Below are 21227 nucleotides of genomic sequence, written 5' to 3' on the forward strand. Positions count from 1 at the left end.
CGTCTAAGCAAGACAAGGTAAAGAAATAAAATGGGCAGCATGCATCCCGTACAGGTGATCGCGGTGACCGGCGGCAAAGGTGGCGTCGGCAAAACTAACGTGTCAGTGAATTTGTCCCTGGCCCTGGCAGAGCTTGGCCGTCGCGTCATGCTGCTGGATGCTGACCTGGGCCTGGCGAACGTGGACGTTCTGCTGGGGCTGACACCCAAACACACGCTCGCCGACGTCATCGAAGGCCGCTGTGAGCTGCGCGATGTGCTGCTGCAGGGCCCCGGGGGTATCCGCATCGTGCCGGCCGCCTCCGGCACCCAGAGCATGGTGCACCTGAGCCCGGCGCAGCATGCCGGCCTGATCCAGGCCTTCAGCGATATCGGCGACAACCTCGACGTGCTGGTGATCGACACCGCCGCCGGGATCGGCGAGTCGGTGGTCAGCTTTGTACGCGCAGCGCAAGAAGTGCTGCTGGTGGTCTGCGACGAACCCACCTCGATCACCGACGCCTACGCCCTGATCAAACTGCTTAACCGTGATTACGGCATGAACCGCTTCCGCGTGCTGGCCAATATGGCCCAGAGCCCGCAGGAAGGGCGCAACCTGTTCGCCAAGTTGACCAAGGTCACGGATCGCTTTCTCGATGTCGCCTTACAATACGTTGGCGCAGTTCCCTACGACGAGTGTGTACGCAAGGCCGTGCAAAAGCAGCGTGCGGTCTACGAAGCGTTCCCTCGTTCCAAATGCGCCTTGGCGTTCAAGGCTATTGCCCAGAAGGTCGATACCTGGCCGTTGCCCGCCAACCCGCGGGGGCATCTGGAGTTTTTCGTCGAGCGATTGGTGCATCAGACGAGCGCAGGACCGGTGCTATGACAGCGAACGGCTACAACGCCTACAAGAAATCCGCCCGTGACAGCCAGGGCGAGTTGATCGAGCGCTACGCGCCATTGGTCAAGCGCATTGCCTACCACCTGTTGGCACGCCTGCCCGCGAGCGTCCAGGTCGAAGACTTGATCCAGGCCGGCATGATCGGCCTGCTCGAAGTGTCGACCAAATATGACGCGAGCAAGGGCGCGAGTTTCGAGACGTACGCGGGTATCCGTATCCGTGGCGCGATGCTCGATGAGGTGCGTAAAGGCGACTGGGCGCCGCGTTCGGTGCACCGCAATACGCGCATGGTCAGTGACGCAATTCGGGCAATTGAAGCAAAAACCGGTCGTGACGCTAAAGATCATGAAGTTGCGGCCGAACTCCAATTGAGTCTCGACGATTATTACGGGATTTTGAACGATACCTTGGGCAGCCGCCTGTTCAGTTTCGACGACCTGTTGCAGGACGGCGAACACGAAGGGCTGCACGAGGACGGCGCGAGCGCGCATATGGAGCCGTCGCGCGATCTGGAAGATGAACGTTTCCAGGGAGCGTTGGCGGAGGCCATTGCCAATTTGCCGGAGCGCGAGCGCCTGGTGTTGGCGCTGTACTACGACGAAGAGCTGAACCTCAAGGAAATCGGTGAGGTCCTGGGGGTCAGCGAATCGCGTGTCAGCCAGTTGCATAGCCAGTGCGCGGCCCGCTTGCGGGGGCGGTTGGGAGAGTGGCGCGCGCGCTGACAGGCAGTGTGGGGACACTGCAGACGCTACCGCGAAGGTTTCGGCCTTTGCGGATTCGCTCCGTGGTGCCCTGGGCAGTCCTTTTTGTGTAACGCCTGTTGATTGAAGTGGCGCGTCCAGGTGCTGGGCGCGTTTAAGACTGCTTGGAGGTCGAATTGGACAAGAACATGAAAATCCTCATCGTTGATGACTTCTCAACGATGCGGCGGATCATAAAAAACCTGTTGCGTGACCTTGGGTTCACTAACACGGTCGAGGCGGATGACGGCATTACGGCGATTCCGATCCTCAACAGCGGCAGCATCGACTTTCTGGTAACCGACTGGAACATGCCGGGCATGACCGGTATCGATTTGCTGCGCCATGTGCGCGCCGATGAAAAACTGCGCAGCCTGCCGGTGTTGATGGTGACCGCCGAAGCCAAGCGTGAACAGATCATCGAAGCCGCCCAAGCCGGGGTCAACGGTTACGTGGTCAAGCCATTCACAGCGTTGGCCTTGAAAGAGAAGATCGAAAAAATCTTCGAACGCATCCACGGCTAATGCCATCGCGGGGGAGCTATGGAGCATAACGAAACGTCACAGGGCGACTTTGAGTCGACCCTGAAAAAGCACGCTCACCAGTTGGTCGACAGCCTGGAAAAAGGCCAGTTCGCCGACGCGGTGCAGTTGATCCATGAGCTTAACCAGACCCGTGACCGCGGCCTGTACCAGGAAGTGGGCAAGCTCACACGCGAGCTGCACAGTGCGATCGTCAATTTCCAGATTGACCCGCGCATGCCCCAGGCCGAAGAAATTTCGCAGATCACCGATGCCACTGAACGCCTGTCCTATGTGGTCAGGCTGACCGAGGCGGCGGCCAACCGCACCATGGACCTGGTGGAAAACGCCACGCCTCTGGTCAACGGCATGGCCAGCGAAGCCCAGGCCCTGAGCCTGGACTGGGGCCGCTTCATGCGCCGCGAAGTGGGGGCTGAAGAGTTCCGTGAGCTGGCCCGTCGCGTCGACGGTTTTCTGTCGCGCAGCGAACAGGAAAACCGCACGGTGGCCAGCAACCTCAACGATATTCTGCTGGCCCAGGATTACCAGGACCTCACAGGCCAGGTGATCAAGCGGGTGACCCAACTGGTCACCGAAGTGGAAAGCAACCTGCTCAAACTGGTGCTCATGGCCGGCCAGGTCGACCGTTTTGCCGGCATCGAACATGACCGCGAAGCGATCCTCTCGGAAAAAGATCCACAAAAACATCTCGCCAAGGGTGAAGGTCCGCAGATTCATGCCGATAAACGTGAAGACGTTGTATCGGGTCAAGATGATGTCGATGACCTGTTATCCAGTTTAGGCTTCTAAGGAGCACACCCATGAGCTTCGGCGCCGATGAAGAAATCCTTCAGGATTTCCTTGTAGAGGCCGGCGAAATTTTAGAGCAACTGTCCGAACAACTGGTCGAGCTGGAAAGCCGACCGGATGATGCGAACCTGCTCAATGCAATTTTTCGCGGTTTTCACACTGTAAAAGGGGGCGCCGGCTTCCTCCAGCTCCATGAGCTGGTGGAGTGCTGCCACATCGCCGAGAACGTGTTCGACATCCTGCGCAAGGGTGAGCGTCAGGTTGACTCGGAATTGATGGACGTGATTCTCGAAGCACTGGATGCGGTCAACGGCATGTTCAGCGAAGTGCGCGAACGTGCACCGATCACTGCCGCCACCCCGGAACTGCTGGCCGCCCTGGCGCGCCTGGCTGAACCGGCTGCCGAAGCGCCGGCGGTGCAAGCCACGCCTGAGCCGGTGGTGGAAGCCGAGGCGGATGTGACCGATAGCGAGTTCGAGCAACTGCTCGACTCGCTCAATGCGGTCAAGGCCGAGGCTGAAGCACCGGCCGCAAAGGCGCCGGTCGCCACGCCGACCAGCGAAGACATTACCGACGCCGAATTCGAATCCCTGCTCGACCAGTTGCATGGCAAAGGCCAGTTCGCAGCCGACGCCGTGGCACCGGTGCCACCGCCTGAGGCGCCGCCCGCCAATGCCAGCACCGATATTACCGACGATGAGTTCGAGGCACTGCTCGACCAACTGCATGGCAAAGGCACGTTTGTCGCCGACGCCTTGCCGCAAGTCGCAGCTACTGCCAGCGCCACCGCGCCAGCCACCCCGGCCGCCAAGGCTGGACCGGCCGGTGACGGGCTGATCTCCGACAACGAATTCGAAGCGTTGCTCGACGAGTTGCACGGCAAGGGCAAGTTCACCGAGGTGGCCCCGGCCGCAGCCGCTCCCGCAGCCGCAGCAGTCGCTACGCCCGCACCGGTTGCCGCCAAAGCCGCAGCGCCGGCTGCCAAGCCCGCGCCTGCTGCGGCTGCGGCGCCAGCCCCGGCGCGTGCTGCCCCGGCACCGGTCGCGGACAAGCCTGCCAGTGAAGCCGAAACCACCGTGCGCGTGGACACCGCGCGCCTGGACGACATCATGAACATGGTCGGCGAACTGGTACTGGTGCGTAACCGCCTGGTGCGCCTGGGTCTGAACAGTGGCGACGAAGCCATGCAGAAGGCCGTGTCGAACCTCGACGTGGTCACCGCCGACTTGCAGACCGCCGTGATGAAAACGCGGATGCAGCCGATCAAGAAAGTCTTCGGCCGCTTCCCGCGCCTGGTTCGCGACCTGGCGCGCCAGCTCAAGAAAGAAATCAACCTGGAACTGGTGGGCGAAGAAACCGACCTGGACAAAAACCTGGTCGAGGCCCTGGCCGACCCGCTGGTCCACTTGGTGCGCAACGCCGTCGACCACGGCGTGGAAACCCCGGAAGAACGCGAAGCCTCGGGCAAGTCACGCAACGGCAAGGTGATCCTGGCGGCGGAGCAGGAGGGCGACCACATCCTGCTGTCGATCACCGATGACGGCAAAGGCATGGACCCGGCCATCTTGCGCAATATCGCGGTCAAGCGCGGCGTGATGGACAAGGACGCCGCCGACCGCCTGACCGACACCGAGTGCTACAACCTGATCTTCGCGCCGGGTTTCTCGACCAAGACCGAGATTTCCGACGTGTCCGGCCGTGGCGTCGGCATGGACGTGGTGAAGACCAAGATCAGCCAGCTCAACGGCTCGATCAATATCTACTCGACCAAGGGCCAGGGCTCCAAGATCGTCATCAAGGTGCCGTTGACCCTGGCGATCATGCCGACCCTGATGGTGATGCTGGGCAACCAGGCGTTCGCCTTCCCGCTGGTCAACGTCAACGAGATCTTCCACCTCGACCTGTCGCGCACCAACGTGGTGGACGGCCAGGAAGTGGTGATCGTGCGCGACAAGGCCTTGCCGCTGTTCTACCTCAAGCGCTGGCTGGTGGCGTCGGCCAAGCATGAAGAGCAGCGCGAAGGCCATGTGGTGATTCTCTCGGTGGGCACCCAGCGCATCGGCTTTGTGGTCGATCAACTGGTGGGCCAGGAAGAAGTGGTGATCAAGCCTTTGGGCAAGATGCTGCAGGGCACCCCGGGCATGTCGGGCGCCACCATCACCGGTGACGGCCGCATCGCGCTGATTCTCGATGTTCCGAGCATGCTCAAGCGTTACGCCGCACGGCGTATTTGATTCTGGCGGGGCAGGGCACCAGTGCCCGCCCCGTCTAACGGAGTGTTTATGGCAGTCAAGGTCCTGGTGGTGGACGATTCGGGTTTCTTCCGCCGCCGCGTCTCGGAGATTCTTTCCGCCGATCCAACGATCCAGGTAGTCGGCACGGCCACCAACGGCAAAGAGGCGATCGATCAAGCCATTGCGTTGAAGCCGGACGTGATCACCATGGACTACGAAATGCCGATGATGGATGGCATCACGGCCGTGCGTCATATCATGCAACGTTGCCCGACACCGGTGTTGATGTTCTCCTCGCTGACCCACGAAGGCGCCCGGGTGACCCTGGATGCGCTGGATGCCGGCGCGGTGGACTTCCTGCCGAAGAATTTCGAAGACATCTCGCGCAACCCCGAGAAGGTCAAGCAGATGCTGTGCGAGAAGGTGCACAGCATTTCGCGCAGTAACCGGCGCAGTCTGTTCAGCGCGCCTGCACCTGCGCCGGCGCCGGTTGCCGCACCTGCTGCGTCCACCGGCTCTACGTTCGGTCGCCCGGCGCCCGCGCCTGCTCCAGTCGCACGTACAGCCCCGCCGCCGGTGCGCACATCTTCGCCCGCTGCCGCCCATTCGCCCGCGCCCAAGCGCAAGGCCTACAAGCTGGTCGCCATCGGCACGTCCACCGGCGGCCCGGTCGCCCTGCAGCGGGTATTGACCCAACTGCCGGCCAACTTCCCGGCGCCGATCGTGTTGATCCAACACATGCCCGCCGCGTTCACCAAGGCCTTTGCCGAGCGCCTGGACAAGCTGTGCCGCATCAGCGTCAAGGAAGCCGAGGACGGCGACATCCTGCGCCCTGGCCTGGCGCTGCTGGCGCCAGGTGGCAAGCAGATGATGGTGGACGGTCGTGGCGCGATCAAAATCCTGCCGGGCGACGAACGCCTCAACTACAAGCCGTGCGTGGACATCACCTTCGGTTCGGCGGCCAAGTCCTACGGCGACAAAGTTCTGGCGGTGGTGCTCACCGGCATGGGCGCCGATGGTCGTGAAGGCGCGCGCCTGCTCAAGCAAGGCGGCAGCGCCATCTGGGCCCAGGACGAAGCCAGCTGCGTGATCTATGGCATGCCCATGGCCATCGTCAAGGCCGACCTGGCTGACGCCGTCTACAGCCTGGACGACATCGGCAAGCACCTGGTGGAGGCCTGCCTCTGATGGATGTCTTGAGCCTGATCGGCATCACCCTGGCGTTTGTCGCCATCATCGGCGGCAACTACCTGGAAGGCGGCCACCTCGGCGCCCTGGCCAACGGCCCGGCGGCGCTGATCGTGATAGGCGGCACCGTGGGCGCGGCGTTGCTGCAGTCGCCGCTGAGCTCGTTCAAGCGCGCCATGCAGATCCTGGTGTGGATCATTTTTCCGCCACGGGTCGACATGCCAGGCGGCATTGACCGCGTGGTCAACTGGAGCCTCACCGCCCGCAAGGAAGGTTTGCTGGGCCTGGAAGGCGTGGCCGATGCCGAGCCCGACAGCTATGCCCGCAAGGGTCTGCAGCTGTTGGTGGATGGCGCCGAGCCGGAGGCGATCCGCAGCATCCTCGAGGTGGATTTCTACACCCAGGAAAGCCGTGACATCAATGCGGCCAAGGTGTTTGAAAGCATGGGCGGCTACGCGCCGACCATCGGCATCATCGGCGCGGTGATGGGCCTGATCCACGTGATGGGCAACCTGGCCGACCCTTCGCAACTGGGCAGCGGCATTGCCGTAGCATTCGTTGCGACGATTTATGGCGTGGCCAGTGCCAACCTGGTGCTGCTGCCGGTGGCAAGCAAGCTCAAGTCGATTGCCATGCGCCAGTCCCGCTACCGCGAAATGCTGCTCGAAGGCATCCTGTCGATTGCCGAGGGCGAAAACCCGCGCTCCATCGAATTGAAGCTCCAGGGCTTCTCGGATTGATGGGTATGAACCCTGTAGGAGCGAGCTTGCTCGCGAAAATCGTCAACGATAACGCGGGTATCCTGGATAAACGCGTTGCTCTCGGGTTTTTCGCGAGCAAGCTCGCTCCTACAGGTGATTCGGTTTGTGGAGGGGAGTGCCTGTGAGCCGTCGCCGTCGCGAGCCTGAAGAACACGTCAACCATGAACGCTGGCTGGTGTCCTACGCGGATTTCATCACCCTGCTGTTTGCATTTTTCGTGGTGATGTACTCGATCTCGTCGATCAACGAAGGCAAGTACAAGATCATTTCCCAGGCATTGGTGGGGGTGTTCAACGATTCCGAGCGTGCGCTCAAGCCGATTCCCATTGGCGAAGAGCGGCCCAAGACAGTGACGCCGGCCAAACCACTGGTCAACGACAGCGATGAAACCGCTGCCGGCATCGGTGGCACCAGCGACCCGCTCAAAAGCATCGCCGACGATATCAGCGCCGCGTTTGGTGACCTGATCAAGTCCAACCAGATGACCGTGCGCGGCAATGAGCTGTGGGTGGAGATCGAACTGAATTCCAGCCTGTTGTTCGCCAGCGCCGATGCGCTGCCCAGCGACCAGGCCTTCACCATCATCGACAAGGTGGCGGCGATCCTCAGGCCGTTTGAAAACCCGATCCACGTCGAAGGCTTTACCGACAATGTGCCGATCAGTACCGCGCAGTACCCGACCAACTGGGAACTGTCCTCGGCGCGCGCGGCGAGTATCGTGCGCATGCTCGCGATGCAGGGGGTCAACCCTCAGCGCCTGGCGTCGGTGGGCTATGGTGAATTCCAGCCGGTGGCCAATAACGCCACGGTCGAAGGCCGCGGGCGTAACCGGCGCGTGGTGCTGGTGGTGTCACGTAACCTGGATGTACGCCGCAGCCTGACCGGCACCGGCACGGCGAATGCAACACCGGATGCGGCATTGAGGCGTGCTGGCACACAAACTGCACCGGCCCCTGCAAAGCCGCCGGTGCGGACAAGCTCCGTCAATTCTCCGTCACCGGCTCAATAACCCATGCAATGTCTCGGTCGCGCCTGTGCCCGCCGGGAGGAATCAACCGAATGAGAGTCTGGGCAGTTGCCAATCAAAAGGGTGGAGTCGGCAAGACCACCACGTCCATCGCTTTAGCCGGCTTGCTGGCCGAGGCGGGCAAGCGCGTGGTCGTGGTCGACCTCGACCCCCATGGCTCCATGACCAGCTATTTCGGCTACGACCCGGATGCACTGGAACACAGTTGCTACGACCTGTTCCTGCACAAGGGCAGCGTGCCGAGCGACTTGCCCGGGCAACTGCTGCTGCCCACCAGCAATGACAGTATTTCGCTGTTGCCGTCCAGCACCGCCCTGGCCACCCTTGAGCGTCAGTCGCCGGGCCAGAGCGGCCTGGGCCTGGTGATCGCCAAGACCCTGGCGCAACTGTGGCAGGATTTCGACTACGCGATCATCGACAGCCCGCCGTTGCTCGGCGTGCTGATGGTCAATGCCCTGGCGGCCAGCCAGCAGCTGGTGATCCCGGTACAGACCGAGCACCTGGCCGTCAAAGGTCTGGAGCGCATGGTCAGCACCCTGGCGATGATCAACCGTTCGCGCAAACAGGCGTTGCCGTACAGCATCGTGCCGACCTTGTTCGACCGGCGTACCCAGGCGTCCCTCGGCACCCTGCGCGTACTGCGCGATGGCTACCCGGACAGCATCTGGAATGGCTACATCCCGGTGGACACGCGCCTGCGCGACGCCAGCCGCGCAGGGCTTACGCCGTCGCAATTCGACGGCAAGAGCCGTGGCGTACTGGCGTACCGGGCGTTGCTCAAGCACCTGCTGTCCCAGCAACTCGTGGCGCAGGTGGCGTGATGAACCGTCCCGTTCAATTCAAGACCCGGCCGCAACTGGCACTGGAATCCTACCTGGATGCCTTGCTGCAGGATGCGACCGCCGAAGAACTGCCGGAGCCGATTCAGGTGCCGGAGCCGATCGTCGAGGCTGAAGCTGCGCTGGATGAGTTCCAGTTGGCGGTGCTCGAGGAGCAGGCCCGCGACGCCCTGGTCGAGGCGCTGCCCGTGGTGGTGCCGATCTCGCCTGAGGTAGCGGCGCCGGTGGTGGTCGAGCCGATCGTGCAAGTGCACCTGCCGCCGAGCATCACGCCGCCGCCGGTAACCGGCGATGGTCGCCCGTCATGGGCCGCCGAGCCGTTCGAGTGCCTGCTGTTCGATGTGGCCGGCTTGACCCTGGCGGTGCCGCTGGTGTGCCTGGGCTCGATCTATTCCCTGGAAGGCCAGGAGCTGACGCCACTGTTCGGGCAACCGGAGTGGTTTCTCGGCATCCTGCCCAGCCAGGCCGGCAATCTCAAGGTGCTGGACACCGCGCGCTGGGTGATGCCCGACCGCTACCGCGACGACTTTCGCCAGGGCCTGCAGTACGTGATCTCGGTGCAGGGTTACGAGTGGGGGCTGGCGGTGCATCAAGTCAGCCGCTCGTTGCGCCTGGACCCGAACGAAATCAAATGGCGCAGCCACCGTGGCCAACGGCCGTGGTTGGCGGGCACCGTGATTGAACACATGTGCGCCTTGCTCGACGTCGCCGAACTGGCCGAGTTGATCGCCAGTGGCGCGGTCAAGACGATGGCGCAGAACACACGCAGTTGATGGGACAATAAAGGTCGTGCGGTTGCGCGACCCATTAGCACACACGCCGTCGATAGCGGCATTTGAGGGGTCAGAAAGATGAACAAGTCAGCGTCCGCACAAGGTTTGGATGATCCGATCCTGCAATGGGTGACCTTCAAACTGGACAACGAGTCCTACGGCATTAACGTGATGCGCGTGCAGGAAGTGCTGCGCTACACCGAGATCGCCCCGGTACCGGGTGCACCGAGCTACGTGCTGGGCATCATCAACCTGCGCGGCAACGTGGTGACGGTGATCGACACCCGCCAGCGCTTCGGCCTGGCGCCGACCGACGTCAACGACAACACGCGCATCGTGATCATCGAAGCCGACAAGCAAGTGGTCGGGATCATGGTCGACAGCGTCGCCGAAGTGGTCTACCTGCGCCAGTCGGAAGTGGAAACCGCGCCGAACGTGGGCAACGAAGAATCCGCCAAGTTTATCCAGGGCGTGTGCAACAAGAACAACGAACTGTTGATTCTGGTTGAGCTGGACAAAATGATGAGCGAAGAAGAATGGTCGGAACTGGAGAGCATTTGATTGTTCCTTGAGGCGGCGGTGATTGTCCTGGCCCTGTTATGGGCCGGGACATTGGCATTCCTGCTGCGCTACATGCGCCAGCAACGCGAGTTGGCCCTGCAACAGGCCGAGCGCGATGTGGTGCGTGACCGGCGTATTCTGGAGCTGGTCAAGCGCGTCGATCATTTCCAGCAGACGGTGGTGCGGGTCGGCGATGAGGTGCATGAACTGCGCGCGATTCTCGGGCCGTTGCCGGACAAGCTGGTGCAGTTGGAACAGCGCGATCCTTCGAACCTGTCGTTCGCCCAGGCGGCGAAGCTGGTGGGCATGGGCGCGACGGTGGACGAACTGACCCAGTCCTGCGGCTTGACCCAGGCCGAGGCGCAGTTGATGAGCAAGTTGCACAAGAGCTGATTCGGGCAGGCTTGCTGGATACAGTGTGGGAGGGGGCAAGCCCTGGTGCTATTCAGTTAAGCGTACAGCGTCCTCTGTAGGAGCGAGCTTGCTCGCGAAAAACGTCAACGATAACGCGTGCTTCCTGAATGAACGCGGCGCCTGTGAGTTTTTCGCGAGCAAGCTCGCTCCTACAAAAGCCTAACTGACAGGCATCAGGGCCTCTCCCACATGTTGATCGCCGTACATCCATCAATTTTCTTAAGCCACAGACTTTTCCACTCCCCCAAGGGTCAACATCCTTCAAGCACCTTGACCCAGGAGACCCTCCCAAATGACCACCCCCAGAGCCCTGCTGATCCTCCACGGCAAACAAGCCCTCAATGAGGACGTGCGTGCGGCCGTGCTGGCCCGACGTGAGCAGGGCTGGGAACTGGCGGTGCGGGTCACGTGGGAGGGCGGCGATGCTCGGCGCCTGGTCAACGAAGCCCTGGCCGACGGCTTCACCCATATCATCGCCGGCGGCGGCGACGGCACCTTGCGCGATGTGGCCGAAGCCATGGCTCAGGCCGGCACCGACGCCAGCCTGGTGCTGATGCCCCTGGGCACCGCGAACGACTTCGCCAAGGCCGCCGGTGTGCCGTTGGAGCCGGCCGGCGCGCTGGCGTTGCTGGATGTCGAGCCAAGGGCAATCGACCTCGGCCAGGTCGGCGGGCAGATCTTCCTGAACATGGCCACCGGCGGTTTCGGCAGTCAGGTCACCGCCAACACCTCCGAAGACCTGAAGAAAGTCCTCGGCGGCGCCGCCTACCTGTTTACCGGGTTGTCGCGCTTCAGTGAATTGAAGGCCGCCTATGGTGAGCTGGAAGGCCCGGACTTCCACTGGAAAGGCGAGCTGCTCGCGCTGGGCATCGGCAACGGACGCCAGGCCGGCGGCGGGCATGTACTGTGCCCCGGAGCGCTGGCCGATGACGGGTTGCTGGACGTGAGCATCCTGCCGGCGCCCCAGGAAGTGGTGGGCACCCTGCGCGAATTGATGAGCAACGGCTGGGGCCTGGACACCATGTTCGTGCGCGCGCGTCTGCCGTGGGTCAATATCAAGGGCGCGCAAGGCTTGTACATCAACCTCGATGGCGAGCCGCTGGAAGGCGATGACCTGCATTTCGAAGCCTTGCCCAAGGCCCTGCGGGTACACCTGCCGCTGGGGTCGCCCCTAGTCGTCCAGGCTGATGATCTGCTCGCGCACCGCGAATAACACCAGGCCCGCCACGTCGAAAATCTGCAGGCGCTTCATGATCTGCGAGCGATGCGCTTCCACGGTCTTGATGCTCAACCCCAGCCCGTGGGCGATTTCCCGGGTGGACTTGCCGCGCACGATCAAGCGCAGGATCTCCAACTGCCGCGCCGTCAGGTTGTGGCTATGGGGGACGGGCGAGGCCGGGCCGTGGCCGCGGATCAGCGCCTGGTTGATCACCGTGTGGGCGATGGCCGGGCTCAGGTAGCGCTCGTTGTTGCGCAAGGCGCGCAGGGCGTGTTCCAACTCGTTGCCGGTCATGTCTTTGAGCAGGTAACCGTGAGCGCCCGACTCCAGCGCGCGCATGATCAAGTCCGGCTCGGTGTGCATCGACAGGATCAGCACTTTGCTCTTGGGGTAGGCCCCCTTGAGTTGCTGCAGGGCGTCGAGGCCGCCGGTGTGTTTCATCGACAGGTCCAGCAGCACGATATCCGGTTGCAGGGCGCGATACTGTTCGAGCAATTGCGCGCCATCGCTGGCTTCGCCAATCACGTCGTAGCCGGGAATATCCAGGATCAGCGCACGAACGCCGGCGCGAATCAGCGCGTGGTCATCCACCAGGAGCAGGTTGCAGGTCACCGGGCAACCTCAGGCGCGTTGGCCCGTTCCAGAGCGCGAGGCGCCCACGGGAACAACGCGTCGATCCGCGTACCTTTGCCCGGCCGGCTGCTGACGGACAAGGTGCCTCCCAGTTGCTCCAGCCGCTCGTACATGCCGGCCATGCCGCGCTGGCCCTCCCTGGCCGGATCGGTGGCGGGGGAGAAGCCCACGCCGTCATCGCAGATCATCAGTGACAGGCCTTCGGGCAGGCGTTGCAGGCGCACCAGCAGGTTGTGCGCCTGAGCGTGACGGAGCATGTTGGTCACCGCTTCCTGGGTGATACGAAACGCCGCCACGGCCATTTCTTCAGGGATCCCGGCCAGGCGTTGCTGGCATTCCAGGCTCCAGCACACTTGGGTGTTTTCCAGGGTCTTGAGCAGGTGCGCGCGCAAGCTGGCTTCCAGGCCCAGGCTGGCCAACTGGCGCGGGTTGAGAATGGCGGACACGTCGCGCACCTTGGCCAGGGTTTCGTCGAGGGTATTGCACAGCACCGTGCACTGCTGCTGCAGCTCTGACGGCAGGCGACGCTGCAACCATTCGCTTTGCAGCTTGGCGGCGGTCAGCAGTTGGCCAATGTCGTCGTGCAGCTCGCGGCTGAGGCGATGGCGTTCGTTTTCCTGAACCTGCAACAGGCGGTCGGCCAATTCCTGTGGCTGGAACTTGATGGATTTGCGCGAACGCCATTGGTGCAGGCCGACCACCGCCAGCGTGGCCAGGTTGAGCAGCAGGATCAACAGTGACAAGGGTGAGGCGTGTACGTATGCCCACGCGCTGGCGGACAACGAACACAGGCATAACGCAAGGACGATGCGGCGTGCGGTGCCGCGCGACCCAGACCTTGAGAAAAGTGGCTTGAGATTGGCGTACATAACGGATGAAGCCACTGAGGGTTCGCTGCGGGGAGACCGGTTTACCGGGCTCTGTTTGGAATACGCTGCCGGATCGTTTTTAAACATGATGAAGTTGAGTCACTTCGAGCGGGGCATAGTACCACCCCTGTTACCGTTGGTCGCCTGATTGGTTTATGGCCCGCGCAAATACTCTGGGGGGTATTCCCAGAGTTAAAAGGTAGAAGTTGTATTATTAAAGTTGGTTTGTATCGTTATTGCGTTGGTGGCTAATGGAAATTCACTCCTGCTTCGCCATCATCGGTCGTTTTTTGATAGGTCGGTTATCAAATACGACATGTATAAGGCTCAAGCCCCGCGATGCAACCGTTGCTGCGGTTCCTGACTGAAATCCTTTTGCGGAATCTGCAAGGTCACCGTCGCGATCAACGTCGTTTGCTCACTCTCGTCCAGGGGCAGTTCACCGGTGCGCGTGTCGATCAGATCCAGTTGCCAGGCCAGCAGCGTCAGGCAGTCATGCAACGCATCCAATGCCTGGTCGTGCAGTTGCGTGGGGTTTTGGGCGTTGGCAATGAGCGCTTGAAGACGCCGCGAGAAATCGCTGATCGCCTTCAGCGCCAGTCTTTCGGCCTTTTCAGCCAGCTTGGCCAGGCTGGTTTTCATGCAGTCGATGGCGTCGCTGTCGTCGCGGATCAAATGCAGGTGGCTCAGGCACTCCTGGGATTTGACCAGCAGCTTTTCGGCCTCCAGCAGAAACTCGGGAAGTGCCGTTTCGTTGGCGCTATTCATCATGCATGTCTCCGCAACTCAAGCTCGGGTGATGAGATATCGCACTGGGTGAATGGCTTAAAGCTAGCGCTGAAATAGGATTGAGGCTTGTAGGCTGCTTCCGATATTCCTGTAGGACGTTTATTGAAATGCCCACGAAAGTCGTGCGTAACCCCAGTTAAGCGGGATGACACGACTTCAGTTGCCGATACGTGAGTGCCGGGAAGGCCCGTGGGCCAAGGGCTGGGGATGGCAAACAAAAGCCTGACTCCATTCATGCAATGAGAATGGCGTCACATTAATGGCTATTAGATATTGCGAATATCAGGTCGGGCCTGATTGCGTATAGGGGAAACCCCTATGCAGTGGAACCGCATGGCGATTCGAGTGTCGCGCAAGGCGCCAACACAGCCCTGCGAGAGGGCTGATGCAGTAAACCATGATGTCAGTGTGACATCAATGTATTTACATGGCATTTTACCGGGGTCAAGGTCTGGCGCTTGGCGCCGATAACTTGCCTATATGAACTATGCACTCTCAGAACTGCATTCTCTCAGCGCGAAACCCACGTGCACACCAGGAGCTCTCAATGGCCGGCATTCTCGACACGGTAGATCAACGCACGCAATTGGTGGGTGAGAATCGCCTGGAAATTCTAATGTTCCGTTTGTTCGGGCGGCAGCTGTTCGCGATCAACGTGTTCAAAGTGCAGGAAGTGCTGCAACTGCCCAAGCTGACGCTGATGCCCCAGCGTCATCCCTTCGTGTGTGGCGTGGTCAACCTGCGAGGCCAGACCCTGCCGGTGATCGACCTGTCCCAGGCGATCGGCATGCGCCCGCTGGTGCCAGGGCCCAACAGCACCATCATTGTCACCGAGTACAACCGCTCGGTGCAGGCCTTCCTGGTGGGCGGCGTCGACCGCATCGTCAACATGAACTGGGAAGCCATCCTGCCGCCGCCGGCCAGCGCCGGGCGCCAGCATTACCTGACCGCCATCAGCAAGGTCGACGACCAGTTGGTGGAAATCATCGATGTGGAAAAAGTCCTCGCTGAAATCGTGCCCTACAACGCCAAGGTCTCCCGCGAAAAACTCGAAGACCCGGTGCTGGAGCGCGCCCGTGGGCGCGAAGTGCTGCTGGTGGACGACTCCAACGTGGCGCTCTCGCAATTGCGTGACACCCTCGGCCAGTTGGGCGTGAAGATGCACATCGCCAGCGACGGCCTCAAGGCGCTGAACATGCTCAAGGCCTGGGCCGACAGCGGCCAGGTGATGACCGACAAGCTGTTGATGATCTTCACCGACGCCGAAATGCCCGAGATGGATGGCTACCGTCTCACCACCGAAATACGCAACGACCCGCGCCTGCGTGGCCTTTACGTAGTGCTGCACACCTCGCTGTCGGGCAGCTTCAACGAGTCGATGGTGAAGAAGGTCGGCTGCGACAATTTCCTCTCCAAATTCCAGCCCGACAAGCTGGTGGATGTGGTGCGTGAGCGACTGATGCTGGACGAAGCGCCCGCCTGACCTTAGGGTATGACCCTTTGTTTCCCAGGAAAGCAGGCCCATGCTCCGTCTCAGCGCGTTGTACCGTTACCCCTTGAAGTCCGGCAAGGCCGAGGCCCTGCAGCAGAGTGGCCTGGACAAGCTCGGGCTGGAAGGGGATCGCCGCTGGATGCTGGTGGACGAAGCCAGCGGGCGATTCCTTACGCAACGCGCCGTGGCAAAGATGAGCCAGTTGACTGCGCTGTGGAGCACGGCGGGCGGCCTGACCCTCAGCTCGCCGGGCCATGGGACATTGGATGTGGCACTGCCCGGCGCCGACGCGTTGCGCGGTGTAACCCTCTGGCACGACACCCTGCGCGTGCCGGACGCAGGCGATGCCGCGGCGGCCTGGGTCAGCGCCTTCATCGGTAAACCCACACGCCTGGTGTATATGCCCGTGGACCGCGCACGCTTCACCCAGCATGGTTTCGGCGAGGATGACGATCAGGTGGGCTTCGCCGACGGTTACCCTTTGCTGCTGATCGGCCAGGCCTCCCTGGACGATTTGTGCACCCACATCGGCCGGCCCATGGAGATGCTGCGCTTTCGTCCCAACCTGGTCATCGAAGGCGCCGCGGCCTTCGCCGAGGATGGCTGGAAACGCTTGCGCATCGGCGAGGTGGAGTTTCGCGTGGTCAAGCCCTGTTCACGTTGCATCCTCACCACCATCGACCCGCAGACCGGCGAGCGCAGCACGGACCGCGAGCCATTTGCGACGCTTCAGGCCTATCGCGGCACCGAGCAGGGCGCGATGTTCGGCCAGAACCTGGTCAACGATGGAGTGGGGCAGTTGGAAGTCGGCATGCCGGTGACGGTGCTGGAATGAAAAAAGCCCGTCTCGCAGGAGACGGGCTTTTTTTGGCGCCGGTTGGCGTTCAGCTGCGGTATTCGCACAGGTAGGCGGTGTCTTCGGCGACCTTCAACTGGAACTTGCTGTTGGCCGGTACGTTGAACTGGCTGCCGGCGGCGAAGGTTTCCCACTCGGCGTCAGGCAATTTGACGACCAGGGCGCCGGAGATCACGTGCATGATTTCACGCTGGGCAGTGCCGAATTCGTATTCACCCGGGGCCATGACGCCGAGGGTGGCCGGACCTTCCTTGGTGCCGAAAGCGATCGACTTGACGGTGCCGTCGAAGTATTCGTTGACTTTGAACATGGGTGAATCCTCGGAAAAGGGTCAAAGCTTACGCCAACCACTGTAGGAGCGAGCTTGCTCGCGAAAAACCTGAGAGCACCCCGTTAAACCAGATGCGCTGCGTTATCGTTGGCGATCTTCGCGAGCAAGCTCGCTCCTACAGGTGGGCAGCATTAGGGCAAAAAGGTTGATCAGTATGCCCAAGCCTTTCAGAGCTGCCTAGACCGGCAAAATCAACGGCAGCAGGCGCGCCGTGTTGCGCGCATCTTCCAGGGCCCGATGCTGCTGGCCAACGAACTGCATCCCCGCCAATTGCAGCGCGCCATTGAGCCCGAGCGGCTTGTCCAGGCGGCGGGCCTTGGCGAAACGCTGCTTGAGGTTGACATGGGGCGTCTGTCCGAGCGCACTGGCCAGGCCATGGCGCTGCCATTCCAGCTCAAGCTGCGCGCGATCGTAGTCACCCCAGCTGGCCCAGCCTTCCAGGCGTGGCTGATGCTGGCCCAGCCAGCGTTCGAACAGCGGCCACACCTCGGTGATGGGCGCTGCCGCGTCGATGTTGGCCTGGGTGATATGGGTCAATTGGCGGCAAAAGGGCGTCAGCAGTGGCCGCCGCAGCGGTCGTACGAAGCGCTGGAAGTGATCCAGCTCGCGACCCTGGCGGTTGACCAGGCTCGCGCCGATTTCGATGACTTCCATCTCCGTCACGGGCCAGCCGCCGTCATCCGTTGTGGCTTCAAGGTCAATAATCAGCCAATGAGGCATGCGCAGGTTCCCGTACTGTTCCTGTCCTGATGGGGATAGAGCGTAGCCGGGCCGTGTAGTTCCGCCCAGGGGCTTATTCAATCTTCCAATGGCTGGTGGCGCGGCTACCAGGCAAGCGCTTGGATAAACCCTGTACACAAGTTTTATCCAAGCGCTTGCTTGGGTGGCGGCCACGGCCTAAATTGCCCGCCAAGACGAGAGTAGACATAAGGGAAAGCAGCATGGATGACCCCCAAGCCCTGCGGGTAATGCGCACCATGATCGACGGTGGCCAATTGACCGACCCCGAGAGTGCCCGGGGCAAGTTGCTGCAAACCGCGGCCCACCTGTTTCGCAACAAGGGCTTCGAGCGCACCACTGTGCGCGACCTGGCCGGCGCGGTGGGCATCCAGTCGGGCAGCATCTTTCATCACTTCAAGAGCAAGGACGAGATCCTGCGCGCGGTGATGGAAGAAACCATCCTCTACAACACCGCGATGATGCGCGCGGCACTTGAGCAGGCGGGCACTGTGCGCGAGCGTGTGCGGGCGCTGATCCGCTGCGAATTGCAGTCGATCATGGGCGGCAGCGGGGAGGCGATGGCGGTGCTGGTGTACGAATGGCGTTCGTTGTCTGCCGAAGGTCAGGCGCAGGTACTGGCCTTGCGTGACGTGTACGAGGACATCTGGCTGCAGGTCCTGGGCGAAGCCAAGGCCGCCGGCTATATCAAGGGCGACGTGTTTATCACCCGGCGTTTCCTGACCGGTGCGTTGTCCTGGACCACCACCTGGTTGCGCACCCAAGGCAGCCTGACACTCGAAGAACTGGCCGAAGAAGCCCTGCTGATGGTGCTCAAGGCGGATTGAGGCACAAGCCATCAATTTACTGGCAACCGTTGTCTCTCCCGGGAAAAACGCCTAGCTTAACGCCATCATAGAATTCAACGGTGTGTGCCTAGATGTTTTCGCCATGGCGACTGGCTGCAGGACTTACATTTTTTGCACTGGGTACCGCAGGGTGGACGCAAGCTGGCGCCGCGCAGTTGGTGAGGGTCGGCGCGGCGCATTTTCCGCCGTATACCGTACGCCCTGAGCAAGGCGCCGATACCGGTTTGCTGCCGCAATTGGTCGACGCGTTGAACGCTGTGCAGAGCGACTATCAGTTTGTGCTGGTGCCCACCTCGATCCCCAGGCGTTTCCGCGATTTCGAGCAGGGCCGGGTCGACATGGCGATCTTTGAAAACCCCTCCTGGGGCTGGACGAACGTTGCCCATACCAGCGTCGATATGGGGCTGGAGGACGCTGAAATCTTCGTCGCCGAGCGTGAACCCGGGCGCGACCAGGGCTTTTTCACTGACCTTGCCGGCAAGCGCCTGGCGGTGTTCAGCGGTTATCACTACGCTTTCGCCCAGTTCAACGCCGACCCCAAGTACCTGGCCGAGCACTTCAACGCCACCTTGACGTATTCCCATGACAGCAACTTGCTGATGGTCGCGCGCGGGCGTGCCGATATCGCCTTGGTCACCCGTTCTTACCTGAGTGATTTCATGGTGCGCAACGCCGACATGGCGGACAGATTCCTGGTGTCGGAGCGCATCGATCAGGTCTATCACCATTACGCGTTGCTGCGGCCCAAGGCACCGATCACCGGGCCGGTCTTTGCCGAGCTGCTCAAGCGCTTGCGCGATAACGGCCAGATGCTCAGGATTTTCGAGCCGTATCGCATTGATCTAACCCCATTGCCCTAAAATCGCAGCCGATCAAATGTGGGAGGGGCGGTGCGACGATTCGACTTGCCCCCCGTGACAGCCGGACAGCCAGCGCATATCTATCTGACGTCTGGGATCCATATGTGGGAGGGGGCTTGCCCCCGATGGCGGTGTGTCAGCTACAACAGAGCTGGCTGACACACCGCATCGCGGGCAAGCCCCCTCCTACAGTGGTTTCTTTTTTGTTCAAACCCTGCGCGCAAACGTATCGCTATGGCTGCCCGACACCTTGCGGCAGTGCACCAGCGCATCGCGAATCATGAAGTTCACCAGCGTCGGCGAGACCCCGAGTTCCTTGGCGATATCTTTCTGCGGCACGCCGTGCAGGCGGTACATCTCGAAGGCGTAGCGGGTGCGCTGCGGCAGCTCGGTCAGGGCGTCGGCGATGTTTTCCAGGGTGTTGAAATTGATGTGGGAGGTTTCCGGTGAAGCGCCGTGGATAACCACATTCAAGCCTTCCTCTTCGGTCCCTGAGTATTTGAGTTCCAGGGCCTGCTTGCGGTAGTGATCGATCGCCAGGTTGCGCACGATCTGGAACAGATAGCTCAGTTGGGCCTTGAACGAGGAGGTGATGGTCGGTGCCGATTGCAGCCGAAAGTAGGCGTCCTGCACCACATCCTCGGCACGGGAACGACAGCCGGTAATACGTGCTGCGATCTTCACCAGAATCAGTCGATTGTCGACGAACGCCTGGAGAAGTGGTGAGTCGCACCTGCCTGTGGATACTTGTTCCGTCATGGAAATCACCTTGTTGCAAAGAGGTTAGGGGAGGGCATCCTTGCTGAGGCCTCCTACACATCGGGCAACAAATTATGCTGAATGATAATGATTGTCAAATGAGAAGGCGAACTAATCTTATGCCTTTGAGGAAGGTGTGAACCGCGTCTCGCTCGACCCCGGCGACTAATTATTTGCCGGGGCCGTCCGTTCTTCTGGGTGACAGGTCCGTTAGCAAACGGCCAGGGATCAGCACCCGCAGGAGGGCGAAATGGGTTTTTATCGTGCACACAGCGTGTTTCAGCTTGGAGTTCTCGAGTGATGAGTACGCCACCGTCGCTGCGCCTGTTCTGCCTGCCCCATTCAGGCGCCAGCGCCTCGGTCTACGCACGTTGGCGCCGCGTATTGCCGGACTGGTTGCAGGTCTGCCCGCTGGAACTGCCGGGGCGGGGCATGCGCATGGGCGAACCGCTGCAGCGCGATATCAAGGTTCTGGCTGCCCAGCTCGCCCTCGAAATCAGCCGCGACCTGAACGGTCCCTATGCACTGTTCGGCCACAGCCTCGGCGGCCTGCTGGCGTTCGAGCTGGCGCATGCCCTGAACGCGCGCAAGGTGCCGGCGCCGCTGGCGTTGTTTGTCTCCGGCACCGCCGGCCCGGCGCGGCGCGATGTCAGCGAATACGCCATCGAAAAGACCGACGCCCAGTTGATCGCCCGTTTGCGCGAGCTGCAGGGTACCAGCGACGACGCGTTGGCCAATCCTGAGCTGATGCAATTGATGCTGCCGATCCTGCGCGCCGATTTCCTGCTATGCGGCAGTTTCACCTATGGCGAACGCGAGCCGCTGGGCCTGCCGATCCATGTGCTGGGCGGCAAGCAGGACAGCGTGCGCGCCGACCAGTTGCTCGACTGGCAACTCGAAGCCGCCAGCGGCTTTTCCCTCGACATGTTCGAGGGACATCACTTCTTTCTCGTGCAGCACGAAAGCGCCGTGCTGCGCTGCGTGCGGCGCTATGCCGAGGCACACCTGGCCCGCTGGCGCAATGGCGCGGCGCAGCAACGCGTCGCCGGCTGAACCTCACCGACTTCCCGAATTTCCCGTAAGCCG

The 21227-nt window shown here is 61.6% G+C and carries 24 protein-coding genes; 18 read left to right on the forward strand and 6 right to left on the reverse strand.

The genetic code is table 11. The features are described 5' to 3' along the window. Positions 1–30 precede the first annotated feature (30 nt). The 13 genes from fleN (at position 31) to yegS (ending at position 11960) form a co-directional block, all read left to right on the forward strand. Positions 31–864, forward strand: a complete 834-nt coding sequence (gene fleN / locus TU82_RS01410) for a flagellar synthesis regulator FleN (RefSeq protein ID WP_003192912.1) — start codon at positions 31–33, stop codon at positions 862–864. Beyond that, on the forward strand, positions 861–1601 hold the full coding sequence (gene fliA, locus TU82_RS01415) for an RNA polymerase sigma factor FliA (protein WP_049712165.1): 741 nt from the start codon (positions 861–863) through the stop codon (positions 1599–1601). Before fleN ends, fliA begins: the two co-directional genes overlap by 4 nt. A gap of 167 nt (positions 1602–1768) precedes the next feature. Next, the gene (locus TU82_RS01420) at positions 1769–2143 is read left to right on the forward strand and encodes a chemotaxis response regulator CheY (protein ID WP_015885173.1); all 375 of its coding nucleotides are present in this window, start codon (positions 1769–1771) and stop codon (positions 2141–2143) included. A gap of 18 nt (positions 2144–2161) precedes the next feature. Further along, positions 2162–2950, forward strand: coding sequence for a protein phosphatase CheZ (locus TU82_RS01425; protein ID WP_057721361.1), 789 nt, complete (start codon positions 2162–2164; stop codon positions 2948–2950). An 11-nt stretch (positions 2951–2961) separates the two neighbouring features. Continuing rightward, positions 2962–5184, forward strand: a complete 2223-nt coding sequence (locus TU82_RS01430; protein WP_057721362.1) for a chemotaxis protein CheA — start codon at positions 2962–2964, stop codon at positions 5182–5184. Positions 5185–5232: 48 nt separating this feature from the next. Next, positions 5233–6372 carry a protein-glutamate methylesterase/protein-glutamine glutaminase gene (locus tag TU82_RS01435; RefSeq protein ID WP_057721363.1) on the forward strand — a complete coding sequence of 380 codons (1140 nt, stop codon included), beginning with the start codon at positions 5233–5235 and terminating at the stop codon, positions 6370–6372. Beyond that, on the forward strand, positions 6372–7112 hold the full coding sequence (locus TU82_RS01440) for a flagellar motor protein (protein ID WP_057721364.1): 741 nt from the start codon (positions 6372–6374) through the stop codon (positions 7110–7112). The genes TU82_RS01435 and TU82_RS01440 overlap by 1 nt, the downstream gene beginning before the upstream one ends. Before the next feature lie 142 nt (positions 7113–7254). Then, the gene (gene motD, locus TU82_RS01445; RefSeq protein WP_057721365.1) at positions 7255–8142 is read left to right on the forward strand and encodes a flagellar motor protein MotD; all 888 of its coding nucleotides are present in this window, start codon (positions 7255–7257) and stop codon (positions 8140–8142) included. Positions 8143–8192: 50 nt separating this feature from the next. Next, positions 8193–8981: a ParA family protein gene (locus tag TU82_RS01450; RefSeq protein ID WP_057721366.1), complete on the forward strand. Its 789-nt coding sequence runs from the start codon at positions 8193–8195 to the stop codon at positions 8979–8981. Then, positions 8981–9772 carry a CheW domain-containing protein gene (locus TU82_RS01455; protein ID WP_057721367.1) on the forward strand — a complete coding sequence of 264 codons (792 nt, stop codon included), beginning with the start codon at positions 8981–8983 and terminating at the stop codon, positions 9770–9772. Before TU82_RS01450 ends, TU82_RS01455 begins: the two co-directional genes overlap by 1 nt. A gap of 78 nt (positions 9773–9850) precedes the next feature. Continuing rightward, positions 9851–10333, forward strand: coding sequence for a chemotaxis protein CheW (locus TU82_RS01460; RefSeq protein ID WP_057721368.1), 483 nt, complete (start codon positions 9851–9853; stop codon positions 10331–10333). Continuing rightward, on the forward strand, positions 10334–10726 hold the full coding sequence (locus tag TU82_RS01465; RefSeq protein WP_057721369.1) for a DUF2802 domain-containing protein: 393 nt from the start codon (positions 10334–10336) through the stop codon (positions 10724–10726). Between the two features lie 313 nt (positions 10727–11039). Further along, the gene (gene yegS, locus TU82_RS01470; RefSeq protein ID WP_057721370.1) at positions 11040–11960 is read left to right on the forward strand and encodes a lipid kinase YegS; all 921 of its coding nucleotides are present in this window, start codon (positions 11040–11042) and stop codon (positions 11958–11960) included. Here the strand turns inward: yegS and TU82_RS01475 are convergent. From TU82_RS01475 to TU82_RS01485, 3 genes are all read right to left on the reverse strand, one after another. After that, positions 11919–12578 carry a response regulator transcription factor gene (locus TU82_RS01475; protein WP_057721371.1) on the reverse strand — a complete coding sequence of 220 codons (660 nt, stop codon included), beginning with the start codon at positions 12576–12578 and terminating at the stop codon, positions 11919–11921. The genes yegS and TU82_RS01475 overlap by 42 nt on opposite strands. Then, complete coding sequence (locus TU82_RS01480) at positions 12575–13468, reverse strand: sensor histidine kinase (RefSeq protein WP_057721372.1); 894 nt, start codon at positions 13466–13468, stop codon at positions 12575–12577. The genes TU82_RS01475 and TU82_RS01480 overlap by 4 nt, the downstream gene beginning before the upstream one ends. 327 nt (positions 13469–13795) lie before the next feature. Further along, positions 13796–14239 (reverse strand): hypothetical protein, encoded by a 444-nt coding sequence (locus TU82_RS01485; protein ID WP_173667474.1) that lies wholly within the window; start codon positions 14237–14239, stop codon positions 13796–13798. Positions 14240–14804: 565 nt separating this feature from the next. Between TU82_RS01485 and TU82_RS01490 the strand changes: the two genes are divergently transcribed. Next, positions 14805–15740: a chemotaxis protein CheV gene (locus TU82_RS01490; protein WP_057721373.1), complete on the forward strand. Its 936-nt coding sequence runs from the start codon at positions 14805–14807 to the stop codon at positions 15738–15740. 40 nt (positions 15741–15780) lie between these two features. Then, positions 15781–16584, forward strand: a complete 804-nt coding sequence (locus TU82_RS01495) for an MOSC domain-containing protein (RefSeq protein WP_057721374.1) — start codon at positions 15781–15783, stop codon at positions 16582–16584. Between the two features lie 49 nt (positions 16585–16633). Here the strand turns inward: TU82_RS01495 and ppnP are convergent, their stop codons facing one another. Next, positions 16634–16915: a pyrimidine/purine nucleoside phosphorylase gene (ppnP, locus tag TU82_RS01500; RefSeq protein WP_057721375.1), complete on the reverse strand. Its 282-nt coding sequence runs from the start codon at positions 16913–16915 to the stop codon at positions 16634–16636. 198 nt (positions 16916–17113) lie between these two features. Next, positions 17114–17656: a 3'-5' exonuclease gene (locus TU82_RS01505; RefSeq protein WP_057721376.1), complete on the reverse strand. Its 543-nt coding sequence runs from the start codon at positions 17654–17656 to the stop codon at positions 17114–17116. Between the two features lie 221 nt (positions 17657–17877). Between TU82_RS01505 and TU82_RS01510 the strand changes: the two genes are divergently transcribed. Together TU82_RS01510 and TU82_RS01515 are read left to right on the forward strand one after the other, a co-directional pair. Beyond that, entirely contained in the window at positions 17878–18501 is a 624-nt protein-coding gene (locus TU82_RS01510; RefSeq protein ID WP_057721377.1) for a TetR/AcrR family transcriptional regulator, read from the forward strand. 92 nt (positions 18502–18593) lie between these two features. Then, positions 18594–19382, forward strand: a complete 789-nt coding sequence (locus tag TU82_RS01515) for a substrate-binding periplasmic protein (RefSeq protein ID WP_057721378.1) — start codon at positions 18594–18596, stop codon at positions 19380–19382. 207 nt (positions 19383–19589) lie between these two features. Here TU82_RS01515 and TU82_RS01520 read toward each other — a convergent pair whose 3' ends face one another. Beyond that, on the reverse strand, positions 19590–20141 hold the full coding sequence (locus TU82_RS01520; protein WP_005789991.1) for an RNA polymerase factor sigma-70: 552 nt from the start codon (positions 20139–20141) through the stop codon (positions 19590–19592). A gap of 300 nt (positions 20142–20441) precedes the next feature. Between TU82_RS01520 and TU82_RS01525 the strand changes: the two genes are divergently transcribed. Next, positions 20442–21194 (forward strand): thioesterase II family protein, encoded by a 753-nt coding sequence (locus TU82_RS01525; RefSeq protein WP_057721379.1) that lies wholly within the window; start codon positions 20442–20444, stop codon positions 21192–21194. Positions 21195–21227: the final 33 nt, after the last annotated feature.

The organism is Pseudomonas orientalis (genome assembly GCF_001439815.1).
GTDB classification, from domain to species: domain Bacteria; phylum Pseudomonadota; class Gammaproteobacteria; order Pseudomonadales; family Pseudomonadaceae; genus Aquipseudomonas; species Aquipseudomonas orientalis.